The following is a 23,162-nucleotide window of genomic DNA, read 5'->3' as shown; positions in this document are numbered from 1 at the left end:
CTCAACCGCTTTTTGTTAATTATCATAATGTATTTAATATTTTTCCAACAAATCAATCGCTGTTTGTTTGTCCGTAATCAGAACATTCGCATAGCCACCAGTTAAAGCACCATGAATCGAAATCAATTTCTTTTTGGCACCAGCAACTAAAATGGAATAATCCTTTTGACGAAGGTTGTCCAGGTCAATACCGATAGTGCGGTTGTCCAAATCTTGATTAACGATGTGTCCATTTTCATCAATAAAACGTGACACAATATCACCAACGGCACGTTCATGAATGGCATCAACTTCGTCGGGGTTTAGATAGCCAAGACCAAATAGCTGTTCGTGGTCTTGAATCGTTCCCGTTGTATAAATGGCGATGTTACTTTGCTTCCCAGTTTCATAAATTTCATGAATAAACTTGTCTTTAATGACGATGTCCTTGGTAATGGCATTATCGAGGAAAGTTGGTAATGGTAGGTTGATCGTGTTTGTATGAAAGGCTTGGGCAAATTTACGGTTAATATCATTGGCATAATCACTCAAATCGGACTCTGACATCCCACCTTTTAGTTGCACAACTTTAACGTGGTTATGTTCGTTTGGAATGAGATGGGCGGCAACGGCGTTTAAAGTACGTCCCCAACTGATACCGATAATATGATTATCTTCTACGATGTGATTGAGATATTCGGCAGTTAGTTTTCCTAACTTGTCATTGATGATTTGGGTGTCATCGATGAAGTTTTCGGCTACCAAGACGTCTTTTAGCTGATATTTTTTTTTAAGTTGTATTTGTAACAAACTCAAATCTTGTTTGGGGTCCATGACCTTTATTTGGACCAGTCCATTTTCCTTTGCAAAGGTTAATAGGCGGGAAATTGTTGGACGAGAAATTTTTAATTTTTCAGCAATTTCATTTTGGCTTAGGCCATCCTCATAGTACAAATGGCAAATTTCTAATGCTGTCTGAGTTTTGTTGGTAGTTGCTATATTGACCATATTGATTAGGCGCTCCCTGTAGAATTTATGTAAATTATATCACAATTTGACGGGTTTTCTTAGTCAAATGAACAAAAGTTCAAAATGGGTGTTTACATTCGTGCAAAGCTTAGCTACAATAAATTTGTTCATGAGTGATAGCGACTTTGAAAACGCTTATCAGTCACGTACCTAAACGGGTGCCTTGATTAACTACTGCAATCAGGTACATACATGCGGTCGGTAAAACGGCCTTTTAATTTACAACTTCGAGTAAGCGCTTGCAGATTTAATGTAGAAAATAAACCTGCCGTTTAGCCATCATTCATGGTGGTGCTTGTAAATTTCTCAAACAACTCAGCACGATTTATTAAGGAGATATTTTCATGGAAAACAGAAAAACTGCTAATATTTTATGGTTTGATCAGCTACATCGTTCTGATGTTGATTTAGTTGGTGGCAAGTCTTCTTCACTAGGTGAGTTGACTTCTGCAACAGATATTCCGGTACCTTATGGTTTTGCAACGACCACCCATGCGTACCGAGATTTTATGACTAGAACTGGAGCAAACGACAAAATTGAAGCTCTCCTAGATAGTATTGATGATTATGAAGATTCTAAAGAATTACATGAGACCTGTGTAAAAATTCGACGGGTTATTACTGATAGTGATATGCCTTCTGACCTAGTTGCTGAAATCAAGTATTCTTATGCTAATTTGGCAGATAAAGTTGGTGAAAAGTTGCCATTCGTAGCAATTCGGTCGAGTGCAACTGCTGAGGATCTGCCCGATGCCTCATTTGCTGGTCAACAAGAGTCGTACCTTAATGTTCGAGGTGCCGATGATGTTGTCCAAAAAATTAAAGAATGTTATGCCTCACTATTTACGGAACGAGCAACTTATTACCGCCATAAGCAAAACTTCCCACATGATCAAGTGGCGTTATCAGCAACAGTTCAAATGATGGTCTTTTCTAAGGCAGCAGGGGTCATGTTCTCAATTAACGTTGGTAATGGTGATGATACGAAAATCATCGTTGATAGTGTTTGGGGACTAGGTGAGTACCTTGTCCAAGGAACCGTCACACCAGATGACTTCATTGTTGATAAAGAGACCCTAAAAATTGTTTCTAAAGATGTAACAACTAAGAACATTGCCTTGAAACGATTACCCGGTGGTGGTGTTGAAGAGCAAAAATTGTCTGCAGAACAAGCAAATAAACCTTCATTGACGGACGAACAAGTACAAGAATTGGCCGGGTATGCGAAAGCCATTGAAAAACACTACGGTTGCTACATGGATATGGAATTTGCCTTGGATGAAAAGACAAACAAGTTGTGGTTAGTGCAGGCACGACCAGAGACAGTTTGGTCACAAAAAAATAAAAAACAATCAACAGAGAAAGAGGAGCAGCCAATGACTTCGAATGAAAATCAAACAGTGCTTGTTAAAGGTTTACCAGCCAGTCCTGGTGTTGCTGCTGGTAAAGTTCATGTGATTGAAAATCCAGAAGATATCGACCAATTCGAAGCTGGCGAAATCTTAGTTACGGCGATGACCTCCCCTGACTGGGTTCCGGTGATGAAGAAGGCCAAGGCTATTATTACAAATAATGGTGGTCGGACTTGTCACGCAGCAATTGTGTCACGTGAGATGCAAATTCCTTGTTTGGTAGGTACAATCAGTCGTGGCGTTGCCGCTTTGGACGTACTCAAAACTGGTGATGTCATCACGGTTGATGCTAAAAATGGGGTTGTATATGATGGCGAGATGCAATCAATCTTAGCACCAGCTAAACAGGCTCCTGCTGCTGGTGAGATGGTTCAACAAGCTGAATACTTTGCACCAACAGCAACCCAAGTCATGATGAATTTAGGTGATCCTGAATTGGCAGAAAAGTACGCCAACTTGCCTGCTGACGGGGTTGGTTTGATGCGTGAAGAATTCATTTGGACAAGTTACATTCATGAGCATCCTTTATATTTGATTAAGCAAGGTAAGTCTGAAAAGGTTATTGAGATGTTAGCTGAAGGTATCAGCAAAGTTGCGCGTGCGATGAGCCCACGCCCGGTTGTCCTCCGCTTATCAGATTTCAAGTCTAGTGAGTACCGTAATCTAAAGGGTGGTGAAGAGTTTGAGCCACACGAACCAGCTGATCTATTAGGTTGGCGTGGTGCATCACGTTATTATGACCCTAATTTTATTGAAGCGTTCAAACTTGAATTAGCTGCAGTGAAAAAGGTCCGTGAAGAATTTGGCTTAACTAACTTGAACGTGATGTTGCCATTCGTGAGAACGGTGACGGAAGCGCAAAAAGTAACCGATATTATGGCCGCAGCTGGTCTGGTACGTTCAGCAGACTTTAAGGTCTATATGATGGCTGAAATTCCAGCTAATATTATTTTGGCGGATCAATTTAATCAATTTGTTGATGGTTATTCAATTGGATCAAATGATCTAACAATGTTGTTACTTGGATTAGACCGTAACAATGACACGGTTTCATCATTATTTGACGAGCGCAATCTAACCGTTAAACGTGCCATTGCACATTTGATTGCAGCCGCACATAAAGATGGTAAAACTGTTTCAATTTGTGGCCAAGCACCATCGCAATATCCAGAGTTCACTGAATTCTTAATTCAACAAGGGATTGATTATGTATCTGTTAACCCAGATATGGTCAAAACAACGAAACGTAATGTGGCTCATTTTGAACAACGAGTACTACTGGATAAAGCAACTGGTAAAGGTCGGCAAGACCAAACAAATTATCAATGGTAAACAATAGTTCACTAATAAGAAGGTGATTGATCGCATAGTAATGTAAAACAGACATAAAACATACTTCTCCTAAAAACAGCCCCACGTCATTCTATCTGCGTGGGGCTGTTTTAATTTGTCTGGATACGATATCTTAGTATAAAAAATGGCTGGCACATTGTTTTGTCCCAACCATTTTATTTAGTATTTAATTAAATAATCTTACCTTCATAAATACGAGTTGCGATACTCATAAAGTTAAAGGTTGCTAGTTCATCAGTTGAACGAACGTATGAAGCTGGTCCGATTGCAGGCATTAAATTGATTGGCTTAGCTTCCCAATCACCGTCAAAGAAAGCAACTGATGGGCGACCTAATGCAGCAGCGTAGCCAAGTTCAAATGCAGTACCACTATCTTCGTTACCAGCAGTAATAACGCCTAAAGTGACATCTGTATTTTGAATAGCGGTGATATCAGCATTATAAGTGGCTACTGCCCAAGTGTAATCAGGATTGAAGTCACCATTTTCATCGAATGCTTGACCACCAAATTGGTTTAACAATGGTACGTGGACATAACTAATGGTTGGATTATTGTTCAATGCTTTGTATGCTGCAAGCAATGTTTCTATTTGACGATCTGAAAACCAGCCGGCTCCCAAATAGATGGTACGTGCACCAGGTACTTTTTTAACATCTGAGGCGGCATCGCGGATGTCTTCTAATTGTTGAATCAATTCGTCCATACTTAACATATTTAATACTCCCAAAATTTTATTTATTCATTAACTATTCTATTATGCCATGTGTGCTTAAGAAATGGGGATTGAAAAATTAAATTTAGAGATTTTTAACCACAATATCTTTACGTAAAAAAGAGTTTGTAACATTATTATTTACGGAATACACATGGAATAACTACGAAGCCTCGGTAAAATCGATACATTCATTTTATACAATATAGGTGTCGTAAGGAGCAATATCCCAATGCTATGACCAACAGCCAATTGTGAGTAAAATCTGCTCTTTGCGACTATGACAGACATCAACCACGGTAGAAGGAGTTTGTGATGAAAAAAAGACTATTTTTGATGAGTGTAGCAGGACTGGCTTTTGCTGGTGGCTTATCGGGCGGTAACATATATGCTGATTCATCAGAGCAGTTAACTGCTGTTGGATCAACTGCATTACAACCTTTGGCAGCACAAGCCGCTGATGAATTTGGAAATAATCATCCCGGTGTAACGGTGAACGTACAGGGAGGGGGCTCAGGTGCCGGGCTAAGCCAGGTCGGTAAAGGTAATGTTACTATTGGAAATTCAGATATTTTCGCTGAACAAAAAGATGGTATCGAATCTAACAAACTAAAGGATCACAAAGTTGCAGTGGTTGGTATTACACCAGTGGTTAATGCTGATATTAAAGTATCATCGTTGACCATGGATCAACTACGTGATATTTTTGCTGGTAAAATTACTAATTGGCAAGAAGTTGGTGGCCAGAATAAAAAAATTTCGCTGATTAACCGTGCACAAGGTTCTGGAACACGTTTCACCTTTGAAAAAGAAGTGATGGATGGTCAGGAAACAAAAACATCACAAGAACAAGATGATAATGGCGCGGTACAAAAGATTGTCTCTAAGACACCTGGGGCTATTTCATACTTAGCCTTTTCATATACAGCTGGCGATCAGGCAAAAGATCTAAAGCCAATTGCAATTGACAAAGTTAGGCCAACTGAAAAGAATGTTAAGAATAATAAGTGGTCAATTTGGGCATACGAGCACATGTATACAACTAAGAAACCTGATAAAAATACGACTAAATTCATCAAATTTGTTAAATCAAAGGACATGAAAAGTACGGTTAAGAAACTGGGTTATATACCAGTGAATGATATGCAAGTAACTAAGAATGCCGATGGTGATGTAACTAAGAAGTAATTCAGCTATAAAATAAAATGAGTAGTAGGCAACGCCGTTTTGGGGTTGTCTTTTTATATGATGAAAGATGTTTTCTGAGAACAAAACGCTTACAATAGTAATATACATTGTTAGGGGGGAATAAGATGAAAAATGATGTGCGGTGGGATAAGGCGTTGTATACGACTGATACATATAATGAAGAAGGCTTGGCTGGCCATGCTTATGCCAAAGAGGGGATTGAGGTACAAACTAGTAGTCCGTTAAATGATAATCCCGGTACGAATCCGGAACAATTGTTGGGGATGTCGTTATGTACTTGTTTAGTTGGTACGATGGAAGTTATTCTAAAAGAGCATAAGATTGACGCGCAACCAAAAGCGCATGCAAAGATTGCGTATGTTAAAGGTAAGGGACGGAATGAGTTCTTAGTTCATGCGCAAGTTGCCGTACCAGGCCAGACGCTATCGCAAACACGAGTATTGGTATCAGAGGTTGAAAACCGTTGTTGTGTGTCGCAGTTATTGAGTGGTAGTGATAATTACAGCATAGAAGCGGTCTTAGAATTAGTTTAAAGCAAAAATAAAAAATGATATGACGGATGGCATTTAATGTGTATCCGTCATATTTTTTTAATCAAATTTGGCAACTTTTGATTTGTCTACCCCTTTTTGATAGAAAAAGTGGCCAAAAGTATGGTGACTGATCTGTTATAAAGGTTATTAATACAAGGGATAATTCTGAACTATGGCTAATTAAAGGATTCCTCTGGTCATATTACGATAGTTGGGGTGGTATGGTAACAAAAAATACAACCAAGGGAGTTTAATATGTCTGAGGAACTCATCCATCATTGGGAACAATACGAACCAATCATTAGTGGTGTATTAATGACGGGGCACATTGATTGGCGAAATATGTACTTTGATGATTATCGGCAAGAATTACGCCTGTTAATTTTGAAACGTTTGTTGGCGGGAGAACAGTTAGCACCGACAAATAATTCTCAATTGTTTCGTTGGCTATTATGGCGTCTACGTGATATTCAACGCAGTAACCAAAAGTATGAGGAGCGCCATGATTTTGTGCTAACAACACCTGAAGTTATTCAGATTGAGTATGCATTTGAACAAGTTGACTTGCTAGTAACTATTGAACGTCTCTTAAATAAACAACCACGTACGCCAATCGTTCAGCAACTATTATATGATTTGTTGAAATATCCGGACGATTTGGTTACAAAAAGGTGTATTCGCTTAGGAATTAAGCGAATGACATATTACCGACAATTAAAATTAGTACAGCAAATGATTGATAAAAATCATATTGCATAAAATACCAATAAAGGAACGAATAATTATGACACATGCAATCATAATTTCAGAAAAGGGTTACTCAAAGGAAATTTTGGGGCAATTAACAGAAACAAGTGATATTTGTCCTCATGAAACGATGCTAATTGTCGCTGCCCATGATCGTTATCAACGGTCGGTGTCACGGGTATATTATGCAGATGGTACGATTGTGGATACATTACAGTCTACTAATCGATTAATGGAACAATTGGAAAATGCGACGGGGTACCAACGGCGTGATCAGGTAGAAGCCTATTATTGTTTATTGCCAACAGAATTACGTGGTCAGATGCGTAGTTGGGTGATGCAAAATCATGCTTTCATACCAGTTACAAGTTATAAAAGTGGCCCGACAACTTGGATTAATGCGCGCCACATTGTTGATGTGCAGACACGAGGCATGCGGACAAGTGTGCTACTGCGTGATGGATCAGTGGTCCAAATTGGCAAACACAAGGATAAGTTCATTAAGCAGTTGGTAGCAACCAAGGTAGTCAGTTTATGGATGACTCAATATACTTTTGGTCATGGTGACCGGTTTGATAAAATGCTATTATCATGTGTGAGATGGCCAAAGCAAGTGACGCAACATGTTGATCGATTACGTTTGATAGAATGGATCGTTATTCTTAAATTGGAAAGTTTATTAAGATGTTCATTGGATGTGATAACTAAAAAGATGATTCGGGGTGTTATCGCCTATTTAATGAAACGGATTGAAGAAAATAAGTAGAGGGTAGGGAGGTAACAGTAATGGAGTATTTTCAAGTCATGCAAACGCCTTTAGGCAAGTTGACCTTGTTAAGTGATGGTCAGGCATTGTTAGGGTGTTGGTTTGAAAACCAAAAACATTTCGGTGGTAAATATGATTTAACTGAAGCGGAAGAGACGAATACGTTGGTGTTACAAAAAGCGCAACAATGGTTAACTGATTATTTTGCTGGGAAAGCACCAGACGTTGCGACCATTCCCCTTAAGCTCAAGGTCAGTCCATTTCAGCAACAGGTGTTACAAGCGTTACAGCAATTACCGTATGGTCAGACGGTCACTTACAAGCAGATTTGTCATTTACTAACGGATGATGAACAGCGGGCAAAAAATTTGTCACGTGCGGTTGGTCACGCTGTTGGTGCCAATCCCTTTATGATTTTTATTCCTTGCCATCGTGTTGTTGGTAGTAATGGTTCATTGACCGGTTATGCAGGGGGGCTTGCGCGCAAGAAAGCTTTGTTGAATTTAGAGCAGGCAACGTTTTAGTTAGAAATGACAATCGGGCTCAAAGCATTTCTTGTCACACTCTGCTTTTACTAACTTAAGAAAAGTATGTTAACATATAAGTGAAATGAAGCGCTTGCTTCATCACACAATAAAAATAATAGAGGGAGTACAAATAATGACATTAGAATTTGCACACAAGTTAGGCTTGGGGACTAATAAAGTCGGTGGTCACAACTTATTCGATAATCTAGATGAACAAGATGGTTATGACTTAGTACGTGCTGCACTAGATGCAGGCATTAATGTGTTGGATACAGCTTTTGTTTATGGTTTGGGACGTTCCGAAGAAATTATTGGGGATGTTATCCAAGATTATGATCGTAGCAAGATTATCATTGCAACGAAGGGTGCTCAAAATCCAGATAAGGATTATGAACCAGATAACAGCCCAGAGTTTTTGGTTAAAACAGTTGAGGAATCTTTGAAGCGTTTGAAGACAGACTATATTGATATCTTCTATATTCACTTCCCAGATGACACATCTGACAAATTAGCAGCGGTCGAAGCCCTTGATAAGTTGAAGCAAGAGGGTAAGATTCGTGCTATTGGGGTATCAAACTTTAGTTTTGATCAATTAAAGGAAGCCAATGCTACTGGTAAGGTCGACTTTGATGAGGATTACTATAGTTTAGCTCATCGTGATCAGGAGCAAGAACGTTTTGATTACTTGCGTGAAAACGGTATTGGCTTTATCCCTTACTTCCCACTAGAATCAGGATTACTAACGGGTCGTTATGGTGCTGATGATCGTGATAAGTTTGATCGTTTAGATGATGCCAAGTTTGATCAAATTATTAAAGGACTTGATGTTCTAAAGCAAGTTGCTGATGCACATGATGCAACTTTGACACATACAGTTTTGGCATGGTACATGGCTAATCCAAATATCGGACTAGTTATTCCAGGTGCACGTAATGGTGAACAAGCAACTGACTTAGCAAAGTCAATTGATGTTCACATAACGGAAGATGAATATAACGCTATTGATGAAGTATTTAAAGCTTAATAGAAAAATATTCAGTCCTTGTTCGCTGAATGGCATGTCGTAAGTTACCGTTATTTTCAAAAGTAAAATCTTGCATTTCGTAGTAGGAAATGATTAGATACTAGTAATAGGAACGTAAATTAAATAATGTCGCCGGACATAACAAGCAATTAACAACTCTCTTAGGCCAATGTGAGAGTTGTTAATTGCTTCTTTTTTTTGAAAGGAATTCTTTTAATGAGTTGGACTAACTTGGTTATTGCAGGCTTTTTTGAAGTTTTTTGGGCTGCTACTATGAAAATGAGTAATGGTTTTAGTAAACTTGGTTTTTCTATTTTGACCATTCTCGGTATGGTATTGAGCTTCTTCTTCTTATCGCAGGCAACCAAACATTTAAATTTAAGTATTGCGTATCCTGTATGGACAGGAATTGGTGCAGTGGGGTCAATTATAATTGGCGTGATAATTTTTAAGGATCAATTATCAATTGCAACATGGTTTTTCGTTTTATTGTTGTTAATTGGTATTATAGGTATCAAGTTCACCAGTTAAAAAATAAATAAAGCCCCGTAAGTTAGAGTAATTTCTAAAATTTACGGGGCTTTATTAAATTTTTAATGAGGTTGCTAAAACTATGTTTTAATTTTTTAGACTTAGTTCAGCATGGCTTTTTATTGGTTAATTTCTATTTTGAAGGAACTAATATCACCTCGATATTTAGACAAGGCATATTCCACTGGTACGTCTTGGTTAGTATATGTGATGGTATGAAAGTAAAACAGAGGGTCATTAAGCGAAATGCCTAATAATGCCGCCGTTGTTTCATCTGCTCGTAGTAATTCAAGTTCCCGAGATGCATGTGTCATATAGAGATTATGTGCTTCGAATATATGTAACACCGATTCTTTTTCAAAATTGTGTTGATCAAAATCAGGAATATATTTCGTGGGAATATACGATGTCGTCAATAAAATGGGTTTATCATCGGCATAACGCAGGCGAGTTAATGCAAAAACAGTGTCCTTATCAGCGAGATGTAATTCAGATTGAATTTCTGGCGTGGCGGCCATTTTGGTTAAACTAATGACCTTGGTTTTAGGAATAACGCCCTTCTCACCCATTTCATCAGAATAACTTTTAATCACGTGGGTGAAACCTTGTTCAATTTTAGTTGCTTTAACCCAAGTACCAAGTTTTTTGCGACGTGCTAAATAACCCTCGTTGACTAATACTTGAATAGCTTGGCGGATGGTTGGCCGACTGACTTGGAATTGTTCGACTAAATCCATCTCTTTTGGAATAAAACTATGTAAAGGATAGGTCCCGTCTTGGATACGGGTCAGGATTTTATTGGCGATGTTACGGTATTTTGCTTGTGTCATGATGTCCTCGGGATAATATTTCGTGGTGGTGTCTGTTCAATCAAGTTTAATTATTTAACGACTATTATAATATAATAACTGGATTGTTGCATGTGGTGGCAAGTTAACTCCTGTCTAGTTGCAGCTTACTTGTTTTTTATAAAGAAGGGTAGCGTTATACTAGCAGTTGTAAACGGTTACAAAAACAAGGGAGGGATTTAAATGACGATTAACCTTTTAGTTAATAAAGAGGGAGCCAAAATTAGTAAGTACTTGTATGGCCAATTTTCTGAGCACTTGGGGAGAGGTATCTATGAAGGTATCTATGTTGGTGAAAATTCGGATATACCGAATGTCAATGGGATGAGAACCGATGTTGTTAATGCACTAAAAGACATTCATGTGCCTGTCTTACGTTGGCCCGGCGGATTATTTGCTGATACGTATAACTGGCGCGATGGTATCGGGCCAAAAGATCAAAGAAAAAAGATTGTTAATACTAATTGGGGAAATGTCACAGAAGATAATTCTTTTGGTACACATGAGTATTTTGAATTATTAGACCAGATAGGAGCGGAGCCTTATATTGCCGTCAATATGGGAAGCGGTAGTATTCGTGAGATGGCTGAATGGGTAGAGTATGTGACGATGCCTGGTCAATCACCAATGGCTGATTTACGTAGAAAAAATGGCCGCCAAGAACCTTGGAAACTGCGTTTTCTGGGTATTGGTAATGAAGCTTGGGGAGGTGGTGGCCAAATGCGGCCAGAGTTTTACTCGGACCTATATCGACGATACCAAAGCTTTGTTCCCCAGTATGAGGATGAACCCATGTATAAGGTTGCTTGCGGACCAAGTGAAGATGATTATGAATGGACTGATAAGGTGATGCAGATTGCCGGACCATTTTTGGACGGATTAAGTTTGCATTACTATACGTTACCTGCTGGCGAAGATTGGCAATCTAGTAAAACATCTGCAACTGGATTCAGTGAAGATTTGTGGTGGCGGACGATTGACCGTACTAAGAAGATAGATGAAATTATTACGAAACATTCAGCAATCATGGATAAGTATGATCCAGAACAAGAAAAAAATTTGGTCATAGATGAGTGGGGAACTTGGTATGACGTTGAAAAAGGTACCAATCCTGGTTTCTTGTACCAACAAAATACGATTCGTGATGCTATGGTGGCAGCGATTAACTTAAATATTTTTCATAAACATGCCAAGCGACTTTATATGGCAAATATTGCACAAACAGTAAATGTCTTACAAGCAATGTTGTTAACTGATGGTGATCAGATGATTAAGACACCCACTTACTACGTGTTCGATATGTATCAAAATCATATGGATGCTGAGTTTGTTGAAGGATTTGGTAAGATGCCAGCAAACGTGTCATACACGGCATCAAAGAAGGATGGTAAGCTAACAATTTCCATTGTTAATTACAATTTGGAAGATTCAGAAGAATTGACATTTTCGTTTGAAAATCAATTTAATACCGTTTTATCTGCAAAGCTCCTAATGGCCGATGCAATGGATGCTCATAATACTTTTGATAACCCAGACCAAATTCATGAAGATAAAATAACTGAGTACAAGTTATTAAATGGTGACCTTGTCATTAATGTACCCAATAAAAGTGTTGTCACAATTGCCCTGCGATAACTAAAAATTTGGGGGCGCTTTTATTTACCAATTAAATATTTTATACATGAATTAGAGGGAGCGGGAAATGATACAACCAGTTAGGATGAATAATATAAAAATTTTGGACAACGAAATATTACATTTTCAAAAAAATACAATCAGTTATTTACTATCATTGGAACCTAAAAAGTTTTTGTATGAGTTTGATAAGATATCAGGCATTGACCCGGGAGACGTTACTGGATATGCGGGTTGGGAACGCAGCGATAAGGTTAATTTTAGAGGACATTTTTTTGGACATTATGTTCTGGCACTGTCTCAAGCAATTTTAATGGTTGATGACAAAGTTGTACGTGAGAAATTGGTAAGCAAATTGGAAGATAGTGTTAATGGATTATATGATGCTCAGACAAATTATGCTAAATTACACCCAGAAAGTGCAGGATATGTATCAGCCTTTAAAGAAATTGCACTTGATGAAGTTGAAGGAAAAAATATTGCTGATGAGGATAAGGAAAATGTTTTAGTACCATGGTATGATCTCCATAAAATTTTAGCTGGATTACTTGCAACGTATACTAATTTAAAAGAACAACTCCCAGAAATTAGTAGCAAAGCGCTAACGATTGCTAAAAGGTTTGGTGAGTATGTTTACAATCGACTAATTCAACTGACCTATAGTGATTACATGTTAAAAATCGAATATGGTGGTATGAATGATGCCTTGTATCAACTATTTGAAATAACTTTGAATGCACATTTCCTAACGGCTGCAGAATATTTTGATGAAGTGACATTATTTGAATCATTAGCGGAAAATAAAGATATCTTGTCGGGTAAACATGCTAATACGACTATTCCAAAATTGATTGGTGCATTACACCGATATGTTATTTTTACAGATCAAGAATTACAAAATAAGTTTTTGGATACTAAACAACAGACAAAGCTTATGATGTATTATCAAGCAGCAAAGAATTTTTGGGACATTGTCGTTAATAATCATACTTATATCAATGGTGATAATAGCCAAGAGGAGCATTTTAGAGAACCGTCTGCGCTATATCATGATGCCGAAGAATTAGATGGCGGACAAACCTGTGAAACATGTAATGCATATAATATGTTGAAGCTAACGAGGTTGTTGTTTACAATTTCGGGTGATAAAAAATATTTGGATTATTATGAAAAAACATATATTAATACTATTTTGGCTTCACAAAATCCAGAAACTGGTATGATGACATACTTTCAACCGATGGCTGCAGGTTATACAAAAGTCTATAACCGTCCATTTACAGAATTTTGGTGCTGTACGGGAACAGGTATTGAGAACTTTACAAAACTAAGTGATAGTTGCTATTTTAAGAAAAATGATCAACTCTATGTTAATTTGTACTTCTCAAATGAATTACAGATTACAGAAAATAATTTGGTCATCAAATTACGTGGAAATAAGCAACGAAATCAGTTCGACTTAACTGTATCAAAACTTGATAGCCATAAGCCCGCTAACCCAATTCAATTATACTTAAGAAAACCAAATTGGGCTGGCAGTGATTCGGCACTCTTACACAATGGACAAAAGTTAGAGAGTTCTGTTAATACTGATGGATTTTGGCAAATTTCTGATTTGGCACCTGGTGATGAAGTGAAAATTAATTTTGCGATGAATTTGAATGTTGTGAATGCTCCAGATAATAAGAAATATGTTGCGCTACAGTATGGACCATATGTATTAGCGGGTCGTGCGAACTCGAAAATTGAGCAACAAAACTTGGATCATCCAGGTGGTGTCCTAGTTAGAATGGCAATTAGGGATGATACCTTTCCACGAACTATCACATCAGAAGTGGACTTTTCAAGTTGGCAAAGGCAAGTTGAAAATGAAGCACAGATTGATTTTGCTTCTGATAACCTGATTAAGGTGACACTACCTCATATAGCCGAAGATTATGATTTTATTCCATATTATCAAGTGTATAAATCTCGTTACGGCGTTTATTTTGAATGGCAAAAGGCAGGTTCAAGGGAAGCAAAACGGCGTCGTATGAAACTTGAGCAAGCAAGAGTTATTAAAGAAAATACGATTGCCGATTTGATTAACTTTGATAATAATAACGCTGAATTTACATATCAGTTGGTAAAAGATAATTCCGAGGTTGGCGACCACTGGGGTCATACGTATCGTATGGCACATAAAAATGGTTCGTTTGGATATATATTTGACTTACAAGGTAAAGAAGATAGTAACCTAGAATTATCATTCTTATTAAATAATGAAGACGCTGGTAAACAGTTAAAGTTTAGGGTAAATGACAATCCAGCTGACGATAAAATTTTATCTGTTTCATCAGATGAAACCGTAGATGAAGTTGGCTTTTATACAAAGAAGTTCCATATTAATCCGAAGGAACCGCAACTAAAGCTTGATTTTCTTTCGGATGGTCAGGATAGTCCACGAATATTTGAAATTAAAATAATGAGAAAATAGGTACCGCTTGTTCGCCGTTTTTGACTAGTGAATGATAGATTTACAACAAAACTTTTGTAGAAAGTAAGTTGAAATACCAGCAGAGTATCTAAAAAAATTGGCGAGTTATTTAATTTTAAAAAGTTTAATCGTGAAATAGTTGAAGAAGCTGATTAATTCGTGAGCATGTCATTGGTTCAGTTCCTTCAACTATTTTTTATTTAGTTTAAAACCAGCTCAAGCATTAAGGAAAATAACTAAGCAAGATAAAGTTAATTAGTTTGCAAGAGATAATATACAAAAAAGGTTGGAACAATTATTTTGTTCCAACCCCACGAATGATATTAAATTACTTATCAGAATTCCTTTTACGTGGTGTTATTTTATTACCAACATCAGCTGCAACTTGCTTAGACTTATTGGCAACTTCTCTTACGGTTTGCCTGTGCTTTTCTTGCTTATCAATTTTTTGATCAACCATATCTTTAAATAAGGTATTACTCTTGTCGATTGTGTCAGCATCTGCATAGTAAACCTTTACGAAAGTTGTTGGATCAACACTTGTGCCACCTTTTGGCAAGATACGTAATACAGTGTTGCTATCATTGTCGGCATATTTAATATCGGCTGGTAGCTTTACTAGGGCATAGTTAAATTCATATTGTTCAAGAACTTTGGCCGCTTCATCTAGAGGTAGTGATGTGACATCGGGTATTTTGACGTAATGTTTTCTTTTATCTAGCTGGTTATTGATAATTTTAGTTGCTTCATCTAGCGCCATAGGAGTTACTGCAGATGCTGCGACTCTTGCTAATCTACCAATAATTTGTAATTTTCCCATGATACACCTTATGCCTTTCGTCAATTTATAACAATTGTTGTTAGGACTATTCTACACTATTCATTAGTAATTAATAGCTGATTTTAGGTATGTCAAAATGAAGATGAATATATATACATGATACAATTAGTATGTGGGATTTTTTATTTAGCGATATCTTTGGGGGACATTAGCTATATTTCCACGGTGAGTTGAATTAATTTTTTCAAGTCAGGTAAAATTAAAAGGGGGAAATTTTATAATGACTGAGCATAGTTATGATTTTTTAATGCCAAGTGTTAACTTCTTTGGACCCAATGTTATTGGGAAAATTGGGGAACGTGCTAAAATTCTGGGAATGAAAAAGCCAGTATTAGTCACGGATAAGTTTTTGGAAGGCTTAGAAGGCGGTGCAGTGCAACAAACTATTGCATCATTAGAAGAAGCAGGCGTGGACTACGTTATTTATAACGGAGTTGAGCCCAACCCAAAGATTCGTAACATTCAGGCTGTGAAGGCTTTGTATGAAAAGGAGCATGCTGATTCAATCATCACGGTTGGTGGTGGTTCAGCTCATGATACTGGTAAGGGAGCCGGAATTATTTTAACTAATGGTTCCGACATTACGAAGTTGGCTGGTATAGAAACGCTTGATAACGCTTTGCCACCATTAATTGCGGTTAATACAACTGCCGGAACTGGTTCTGAATTGACTCGTCATGCGGTTATTACAAACGAAGAAACACATTTGAAGTTTGTGGTTGTGTCATGGCGTAATATTCCACTGGTTTCATTTAATGATCCAACGTTAATGTTAGATGTTCCTAAAGGTCTGACAGCAGCTACTGGAATGGATGCGTTTGTGCAGGCAATCGAACCATATGTCTCAGTTGATCACAATCCAATTACTGACTCACAATGTATTGAAGCAATTGAACTGGTTGAATCATCATTACGAGAAGCCGTTGCAAATGGTCACAACTTAGATGCTCGAACAAAGATGGTAGAGGCAGAGATGTTGGCAGGAATGGCATTTAATAATGCGAACTTGGGTTACGTCCATGCCATGGCGCATCAATTGGGTGGCCAGTATGATGCCCCTCATGGTGTATGCTGTGCGTTATTGCTACCTTACGTTGAAAAATATAATCTCATTGCTGACCCACAGCGGTTTGCAGAGTTGGCTGAATTTATGGGAGAAAATACAGAAGGACTGTCAACACGTGATGCAGCAGAGCTTGCTATCAAGGGGATGAAGCAGCTCTCAGATGATGTTGGTATTCCAGAAACCATTCAGGAAATTGGTGCTGATCCAAATGACTTTGAACTAATGGCTGAAAATGCATTGAAGGATGGTAATGCCGCATCAAATCCACGCGTTGGTACGAAAGAAGATATTGTTAAAATATTCCAAGCTGCCTATGATGGTGATTTGGCATTTTCAATTTAAAAGATATAGTGTTATAAAGCGAGACTATTGCTAATTAAATAATTTGTATATTAAGCAGCTGAATTTATTGTAAATTCGGCTGCTTTTTAGCATAGCTCTGTGACAAGAAATTTGTTTTATAAAAATGATTCCTTATTGTAAACGTTTTTTGCAACCATATTTTGTTGTGTTATAATAGTTGGTATACAAAACCAACTTACTTAAAAATTAAATAAAACGTTGCTAGCTAGTAGTAAAAAGAGGGGAAAGAAATATGAGACGTATTTCTACAGGTTTTATCTATTTCTTTGGGGCCTTAGGTGGTCTATTGTTTGGATATGATACTGGAGTTATTTCTGGAGCTATTTTATTTATTCAAAAGCAGATGGAATTAAATTCTTGGCAACAAGGTTGGGTTGTTAGTGCTGTATTGATCGGTGCAATTCTTGGGGCAGCCATAATTGGACCATCTTCAGATAAATTTGGTCGAAAAAAATTGTTGATTCTATCATCAATAATTTTCTTTGTTGGAGCACTTGGATCCGCATTCTCACCAGAATTTTGGACACTAGTTATTTCCAGAATTATTTTAGGAATGGCTGTTGGTGCGGCATCAGCATTGATTCCAACGTATCTGGCAGAGCTGGCACCCGCTGATAAGCGTGGTACAGTTTCTAGTTTGTTCCAGTTAATGGTTATGACTGGTATTTTTGTGGCATACGTAACCAACTATGGTTTCTCTGGATTCTATACAGGTTGGCGTTGGATGCTTGGATTTGCAGCAATTCCAGCGGTGATTCTTTTCTTTGGTGGACTATTATTGCCTGAAAGTCCTCGTTTTTTGGTTAAGATTAACCAAGCTGATAAGGCTGAAGACGTTCTGCTAAATATGAATAAGGGGAATCAAAAAGCTGTCGATAAGGAACTTGTAAACATTCATGAGGCGGCTAATATTAAAAGTGGTGGTTGGTCAGAACTGTTTGGTAAGATGACCAGACCAGCTTTGGTTATTGGAATCGGATTAGCTATTTTCCAACAAGTAATGGGATGCAACACTGTGTTATATTATGCACCTACTATTTTCACTGACGTTGGTTTTGGTGTATCAGCAGCCTTAATAGCGCATATTGGTATTGGAATTTTTAATGTTATAGTAACCGCTGTTGCCGTGGCTATTATGGATAAGTTTGATCGTAAAAAAATGTTGAATGTGGGTTCCATAGGAATGGGAATTTCATTAATTGTTATGAGTATTGCAATGAAGTTTTCCGGTGAATCACAAACTGCTGCAGTCATTTGTGTTATTGCACTAACGATTTATATTGCATTTTTCTCAGGAACTTGGGGACCCGTTATGTGGGTTATGATTGGTGAGGTTTTCCCATTAAATATCCGTGGATTGGGAAACTCTTTTGCCAGTGTTATCAATTGGACAGCAAATACAGTGGTTTCACTAACATTCCCATCATTGCTAGACTTTTTTGGAACCGGAAGTCTATTCTTAATTTATGGTATCCTTTGCTTCATAGCTATTTGGTTCGTGAAAAGGTATGTATTTGAAACACGTAACCGTAGTCTTGAAGATATTGAAGAGTCAATGCGTGCACATATAAATACTCCTAAGGTTCAACAGGGACATCAATCAGAAATTTAAAAAATTTATGGCCAGTCTGTGACTGGCTTTTTTGATGCCTTATCATTTTAGGAAATATGATAAAGTTATATAATAAAGCGAACTAAAATAGTTAGAAACGAGAAAATATAATGAATGAAGGAACAAAAAAAGAGTCTTTCCACCAAGGAAATTTAAGATTGGTGCTCCAACAGGTTATTAATAATGCACCAATTTCACGGATTGAGATTGCTAGAAATTTGGGTATGAATAAATCATCTATTACGACCTTGTATAATGAAGTAGATGAGATGGGCTATTTAAAAGAAATTGGTAGTGGTGAAGCATCTAAAATGGGTGGACGTAAGCCAACTTTGGTAACCATAAATGATAATTTTGGTTATACAGTAAGTGTTGATTTAGGTTACCGTCATTTACATATTATGTCTAATTTGCTTAACGGCAAAAGTGTTAGCTATGAACGAATTGAAATTAACAATCGTGATATTTATAAGACTATTGATATTATTAAGAAGCAAATCCAGACAATTGGTGCGGAGATGGATACAGAAAAGGGGTTGTTAGGCATTGCGTTTTCTATACATGGTGTGGTACACGATAATAGAATTGTGAAATCACCATTCTGGGATATAAAAGATGTTGACTTGAAACAAATATTTGAAGACGAATACCATGTACCAGTTGTCTTGGAAAATGAAGCTAATTTATCTGCTGTATACGAACGAGATTTCAATGCGGCGCAAAGTGATGATAATATTTTAAGTATTAGTATTCATAAAGGAATTGGAGCCGGAATTATTTTAAACCGCAATTTATATCATGGATTGAAAGGAGCGGCCGGTGAAATTGGTAGTTCGTTGATGTTTACTAATATTGATGAACAAAATCAATATAATTTTGAAAAAGTTGAAAACTTTTGCTCTGAAGATGCCATTATTGAAAGAATTCAAAAACAAAAGAAAATTTCGGGTTTGGATCGTGAAGGCTTGGAAAAATTATTACATGAAAAAGATAAGGATGCGCAAAGGGTTGTTGACTTGTTTATCGCCGCTATTTCGCGAGTTATTTACAACGCATCAGTGTCATTTTCACCAGAAAAAATATTTATTAATTCGAAATTGATGGAAGATATCCCTGGAATTTTTACGGCCATTCAAACAACAACAAAGAGTTTAGACATGGTGCCAGAACTGTATATGACAAAACGATCAAATTGTGCAACGTTACTGGGTGCTTGTTCAATTATTACCCACCATGTACTGGGGTTGGATGAATATAATTTGGTATTTGCATCTCAAGAAAATAAATAAGAAATAACAATTGTTATAGCCTGTGGTTATAGCAATTGTTATTTTTTCATGGTCGTTAAATGATAGAAAAGTTTGTTGTTTTGACAGAAAACAGTTGATAAATTTAATATTTCAGTCTAAAATAGTCCTTGTAAGTTGGTTGGTACATAAAACAGACTAACTCAAACGAGAGTTAGATATTCATTATAGGGGTGAAAAAAATGACTGAATTATTTGATTTTCCAAAAGTAGATTATGTTGGGGGAAAGAAAGGATTGGATTTCTTAGATACTAAGGGATATAACTATTACAATCCTGATGAAGAATTTACAATCAATGGTGAAACAAAACCAATGAAGGATTGGCTGAAATTCTCAGTTGCTTATTGGCACACCATGGACCAGCGTTTAGTCGATCCGTTTGGGGAAGGTACTGCTGTTCGTCCATGGGATGTTGATGGTGTTGATGACATGGAAGACATGGACCATGCTTTAGCAAAAGTTGACTACTTATTTGAGTTTATGGATAAGTTAGGACTAGAATACTTTGCCTTCCATGACCGTGATTTGGCACCACAAGGAAGGACATTAGCTGAAACAAATGCTAATTTGGATAAAGTGGTTGATAAGATTGAACAAAAGATGAAAGAAACCGGTAAGAAATTACTTTGGAACACATCATCATTATTCACGGATAAGCGTTTCTTAGCTGGTGGTGCAACCACACCATTCGCTGATGTCTTTGCTTATTCAGCTGCTCAAATCAAGCATTCACTAGAAATCGCCAAGCGCTTGGGGTCACAATCATATGTCTTCTGGGGTGGCCGTGAAGGTTATGAGTCACTATTAAATACAGATACAAAGCGTGAACTAGATCATATTGCCGCATTCTTTAAGATGGCACGTGATTATGCTAAGGAAATTGGTTATACTGGTCAATTGTTATTGGAACCAAAGCCTAAGGAGCCAACTGATCACCAATATGATACAGATGTTCAAACAACTATTTCATTCCTACAAACATATGGTTTGGAAAAGGATTTCAAGTTAAATATTGAAGGTAACCACGCATACTTGGCTGGCCATAAGTATGAGCACGAAGCACGTTTTGCTCGTGAAGCAGGATTGTTAGGTTCACTTGATGCAAACATGGGTGATAAGCAAACTGGTTGGGATATCGATGAATTCCCTAACGATATTTATGAATCAAGCCTGGTTATGTATGAATTTATTTTGAATGGTGGTCTACCTAAGGGTGGGTTGAACTTTGACGCTAAAGTACGTCGAGCATCATTTAAGCCAGAAGATTTGTTCTATGCGCACATGGCAGGAATGGATACGTATGCGGCTGGTTTCCGTGTTGCGATGAAGATGTATGAAGATGGCTTCTTAGAGAAGATTAAGCATGATCGTTATGCATCATTTGACAAAGGTATCTTTGCAGATTTCGAAAATGGTGAAGGTTCTTTGAAGACGTTTGAAGATTATATTCTTCATAAGACGAATGATGAAATCTTTGATAAAGTTGAATCACAACACCTTGAGGCAATTAAGGCAACGTTAAATAATTATATTTATTCTGTTTTAGGTCCAACTTTTAACTAAATTTGACAGGATACAAGCACAAGACGCCTCAATCTAATTACTGATTGGAGCGTTTTGTTTATATAAAAAAGATAGGAAATAATTATGACAAAAGAAGTTGTATTAGGCGTCGATTTAGGAACATCGGCAGTTAAAGTATCAGCTGTTGATCGACAAGGAACAATCGTTGCACAGGAGGCATATGATTATCCCTTGTCACAACCCGCACCGGGATATAGTGAACAAAATCCAGAAGAATGGGTTAGTGGGACAACGGTCGCTATCGTACGATTGATATTAAATGACCACTTAAAGGCGGAACAAATTAAGGGTATTTCATTTTCTGGACAAATGCATGGACTAGTGACATTGGATAAAGCAGGTAAGATTATTCGTCCAGCAATTTTATGGAATGATACGCGTGTATCTAAACAGACTCGTAAAATTAATGAGCAAATGGGTGATGAGTTCATTAATATTACACGTAACCGTGCACAAGAAGGTTTCACACTCCCAGCTATTTTGTGGCTAAAAGAAAATGAGCCAGAGACATTTTCGCGAATTGATAAAATTGTGACACCAAAGGATTATTTACGCTATCGTATGACCGGTAAATTACAAATGGAGATATCTGATGCAGCAGGGACAGTCGCCTTAGACGTTGCAGCAGGTACTTGGTCAAAACGGGTGCAGGAAGTATTTGATTTACCTGCAAATATGTTTCCTGAGATTATTCAATCAATCGATAACGTTGGATCAATTTCAGATGCTTATGCCGAATTTTCAGGTTTAACCACTGAGACACAGGTTATTGGTGGAGCAGCTGATAATGCGGCTGGAGCAGTTGGTTCAGCTATTTTGCAGCCAAATATGGTCATGTCATCGATAGGAACTTCAGGAGTTGTCTTAAAGTATGAGGACACAGCCGATGTTAATTATCAGGGTAAAGTAACGTTCTTCAATCATGCCATTCCTAATAAATTTTACTCAATGGGTGTGACGTTAGCAGCTGGTTATTCATTGTCTTGGTTTAAGAAAAATTTTGCCAGTGAGATATCGTTTGATGAAATGGTTGATTCTGCAAAGTCGTCAACAATTGGTGCTAATGGTCTACTATTTACGCCATACATTGTTGGTGAACGAGGAGATGGAGACATTCGTGGTGCATTTATTGGCGTTGATGGTACACAGACCCGTGCAGACTTTGTGCGATCGGTTCTAGAAGGGATTATCTATTCATTTAAAGATTTGTTTGAAATTTATGAAGCGGCTGGTACAAGTTTTGATACAGTTGTCGCCATTGGTGGTGGTGCCAAGTCATCGTTATGGTTACAAATTCAGGCAGATATTTTTAATACAAAAGTGGTAGCACTTCAAAATGAACAAGGTCCCGGTATGGGCGCAGCTATCTTAGCGGCTGTTGGTCTTGGCTGGTTTGATAGTGTACAAGAAGCCGCAAATAAATTTACCAGTTTTGGTGAAACTTATGAACCAGTACCAGAAAATGTTGCGCAATATCGTGAATATTACGAATTATACAAGAAAATTTATGGACAAACAGCCGAGCTATCGCATGATTTGTTAGCTTTGCGGAGAAAATAATAAAAAAGATGTCTGACACTATCAAGTTATGTCAGACATCTTTTT

Annotated in this window: 19 protein-coding genes; 15 read left to right on the top strand and 4 right to left on the bottom strand. The window is 37.5% G+C overall.

Translation table 11 applies throughout. The features are described 5' to 3' along the window. Positions 1 to 33: 33 nt before the first annotated feature. Entirely contained in the window at positions 34 to 987 is a 954-nt protein-coding gene (locus FOL01_RS08630; RefSeq protein WP_075270245.1) for a sugar-binding transcriptional regulator, read from the bottom strand. A gap of 365 nt (positions 988 to 1,352) precedes the next feature. On the opposite strand from FOL01_RS08630, the gene ppsA reads away from it, so the two are divergent. Continuing rightward, positions 1,353 to 3,752, top strand: coding sequence for a phosphoenolpyruvate synthase (gene ppsA, locus FOL01_RS08625; protein ID WP_075270244.1), 2,400 nt, complete (start codon positions 1,353 to 1,355; stop codon positions 3,750 to 3,752). A 191-nt stretch (positions 3,753 to 3,943) separates the two neighbouring features. Here the strand turns inward: ppsA and FOL01_RS08620 are convergent, their stop codons facing one another. Continuing rightward, complete coding sequence (locus FOL01_RS08620; RefSeq protein ID WP_075270243.1) at positions 3,944 to 4,486, bottom strand: nucleoside 2-deoxyribosyltransferase; 543 nt, start codon at positions 4,484 to 4,486, stop codon at positions 3,944 to 3,946. Positions 4,487 to 4,801: 315 nt separating this feature from the next. Here FOL01_RS08620 and FOL01_RS08615 point away from each other — a divergent pair, with 315 nt between their 5' ends. The 7 genes from FOL01_RS08615 to FOL01_RS08585 all read left to right on the top strand — a co-directional run bounded on the left by FOL01_RS08615 (position 4,802) and on the right by FOL01_RS08585 (position 9,823). Beyond that, positions 4,802 to 5,674 (top strand): phosphate ABC transporter substrate-binding protein PstS family protein, encoded by an 873-nt coding sequence (locus FOL01_RS08615; RefSeq protein WP_075270242.1) that lies wholly within the window; start codon positions 4,802 to 4,804, stop codon positions 5,672 to 5,674. 125 nt (positions 5,675 to 5,799) lie between these two features. Then, entirely contained in the window at positions 5,800 to 6,228 is a 429-nt protein-coding gene (locus FOL01_RS08610) for an OsmC family protein (RefSeq protein WP_075270241.1), read from the top strand. Positions 6,229 to 6,483: 255 nt separating this feature from the next. After that, entirely contained in the window at positions 6,484 to 6,987 is a 504-nt protein-coding gene (locus FOL01_RS08605; protein WP_075270240.1) for a hypothetical protein, read from the top strand. A 25-nt stretch (positions 6,988 to 7,012) separates the two neighbouring features. Then, positions 7,013 to 7,741: a competence protein ComK gene (locus FOL01_RS08600; protein WP_075270239.1), complete on the top strand. Its 729-nt coding sequence runs from the start codon at positions 7,013 to 7,015 to the stop codon at positions 7,739 to 7,741. A 20-nt stretch (positions 7,742 to 7,761) separates the two neighbouring features. Further along, positions 7,762 to 8,265 (top strand): methylated-DNA--[protein]-cysteine S-methyltransferase, encoded by a 504-nt coding sequence (locus FOL01_RS08595; RefSeq protein ID WP_075270238.1) that lies wholly within the window; start codon positions 7,762 to 7,764, stop codon positions 8,263 to 8,265. 136 nt (positions 8,266 to 8,401) lie between these two features. Next, positions 8,402 to 9,292: an aldo/keto reductase gene (locus tag FOL01_RS08590; RefSeq protein WP_075270237.1), complete on the top strand. Its 891-nt coding sequence runs from the start codon at positions 8,402 to 8,404 to the stop codon at positions 9,290 to 9,292. 216 nt (positions 9,293 to 9,508) lie between these two features. Then, complete coding sequence (locus FOL01_RS08585) at positions 9,509 to 9,823, top strand: DMT family transporter (protein WP_075270236.1); 315 nt, start codon at positions 9,509 to 9,511, stop codon at positions 9,821 to 9,823. Positions 9,824 to 9,942: 119 nt separating this feature from the next. Here the strand turns inward: FOL01_RS08585 and FOL01_RS08580 are convergent, their stop codons facing one another. After that, the gene (locus tag FOL01_RS08580) at positions 9,943 to 10,653 is read right to left on the bottom strand and encodes a GntR family transcriptional regulator (RefSeq protein ID WP_075270235.1); all 711 of its coding nucleotides are present in this window, start codon (positions 10,651 to 10,653) and stop codon (positions 9,943 to 9,945) included. 201 nt (positions 10,654 to 10,854) lie between these two features. Here FOL01_RS08580 and FOL01_RS08575 point away from each other — a divergent pair, with 201 nt between their 5' ends. Further along, entirely contained in the window at positions 10,855 to 12,306 is a 1,452-nt protein-coding gene (locus tag FOL01_RS08575; protein ID WP_075270234.1) for an alpha-N-arabinofuranosidase, read from the top strand. A gap of 67 nt (positions 12,307 to 12,373) precedes the next feature. Further along, entirely contained in the window at positions 12,374 to 14,782 is a 2,409-nt protein-coding gene (locus FOL01_RS08570) for a beta-L-arabinofuranosidase domain-containing protein (protein ID WP_075270233.1), read from the top strand. A gap of 328 nt (positions 14,783 to 15,110) precedes the next feature. Here FOL01_RS08570 and FOL01_RS08565 read toward each other — a convergent pair whose 3' ends face one another. Beyond that, on the bottom strand, positions 15,111 to 15,602 hold the full coding sequence (locus FOL01_RS08565) for a PASTA domain-containing protein (protein ID WP_075270232.1): 492 nt from the start codon (positions 15,600 to 15,602) through the stop codon (positions 15,111 to 15,113). Between the two features lie 241 nt (positions 15,603 to 15,843). Here FOL01_RS08565 and FOL01_RS08560 point away from each other — a divergent pair, with 241 nt between their 5' ends. From FOL01_RS08560 to xylB, 5 genes are all read left to right on the top strand, one after another. After that, positions 15,844 to 17,031, top strand: coding sequence for an iron-containing alcohol dehydrogenase (locus FOL01_RS08560; RefSeq protein ID WP_075270231.1), 1,188 nt, complete (start codon positions 15,844 to 15,846; stop codon positions 17,029 to 17,031). 253 nt (positions 17,032 to 17,284) lie between these two features. Then, positions 17,285 to 18,664: a sugar porter family MFS transporter gene (locus FOL01_RS08555; RefSeq protein WP_075270230.1), complete on the top strand. Its 1,380-nt coding sequence runs from the start codon at positions 17,285 to 17,287 to the stop codon at positions 18,662 to 18,664. A 110-nt stretch (positions 18,665 to 18,774) separates the two neighbouring features. Continuing rightward, positions 18,775 to 19,953 (top strand): ROK family protein, encoded by a 1,179-nt coding sequence (locus tag FOL01_RS08550; protein WP_075270229.1) that lies wholly within the window; start codon positions 18,775 to 18,777, stop codon positions 19,951 to 19,953. 200 nt (positions 19,954 to 20,153) lie between these two features. Then, complete coding sequence (gene xylA, locus FOL01_RS08545) at positions 20,154 to 21,536, top strand: xylose isomerase (protein ID WP_075270228.1); 1,383 nt, start codon at positions 20,154 to 20,156, stop codon at positions 21,534 to 21,536. Between the two features lie 84 nt (positions 21,537 to 21,620). Then, the gene (gene xylB / locus FOL01_RS08540; protein WP_075270227.1) at positions 21,621 to 23,117 is read left to right on the top strand and encodes a xylulokinase; all 1,497 of its coding nucleotides are present in this window, start codon (positions 21,621 to 21,623) and stop codon (positions 23,115 to 23,117) included. Positions 23,118 to 23,162 lie beyond the last annotated feature (45 nt).

The organism is Weissella thailandensis (assembly GCF_001932615.1).
In the GTDB taxonomy this organism is placed as follows: domain Bacteria; phylum Bacillota; class Bacilli; order Lactobacillales; family Lactobacillaceae; genus Weissella; species Weissella thailandensis.
This window is presented reverse-complemented; position numbering and strand designations above follow the sequence as displayed.